Source organism: Ruegeria sp. AP12 (assembly GCF_056540025.1).
In genome coordinates this window covers 1-612 of record NZ_JBQFVZ010000261.1, presented here as the reverse complement: position 1 = coordinate 612, position 612 = coordinate 1, and the positions used below count along the sequence as shown (strand labels likewise).

The 612-nt window shown below is 59.3% G+C and carries 1 protein-coding gene; it reads left to right on the top strand.

All coding sequences use genetic code 11. From position 1 onward, the window contains the following. Positions 1–99: 99 nt before the first annotated feature. The coding region (locus tag ACR0E6_RS22640; RefSeq protein WP_480587613.1) for a 5'-3' exonuclease at positions 100–612 on the top strand (513 nt) is incomplete at its 3' end.

The following is a 612-nucleotide window of genomic DNA, read 5'->3' as shown; positions in this document are numbered from 1 at the left end:
ATGTTTTTGGCGGCCTCTTTGGCGGTTAACTGACGTTCCTCACTGGTCAGTCGCGCGGCCCTGTGGCAGAACCGTCCCTGACCGACAGGGAGCACGCGCATGAGCAATTTCGGAAAAGGATGTCACCTGCATCTGATCGACGGATCGGCCTTTATTTTTCGGGCTTACCACGCGCTGCCTCCACTGACGCGCAAGTCGGATGGGCTGCCGATTGGTGCTGTGTCGGGCTTCTGCAACATGCTGCAGAAATATGTTGAGGGGAACGCCGGGCCTGACGCGCCGACCCATGTGGCCGTGATCTTCGACAAGGGCTCGCACACGTTCCGCAACGATCTCTATGATCTCTACAAAGCCAACCGCGAGGCAATGCCCGAGGATTTGCGTCCGCAGATGCCGCTGACCCGCGAGGCAACGAAGGCTTTCAACATCGCCTGCAAAGAGCTTGAGGGCTATGAGGCCGACGACATCATTGCCACGCTTGCCGTGCAGGCGCGCGAGGCTGGTGGGCGCGTGACCATCGTCAGCTCGGACAAGGACCTGATGCAGTTGGTCGGCGGCGGCGTTGAAATGCTGGACGCCATGAAGAACAAACGCATCGATACAGATGGCGTT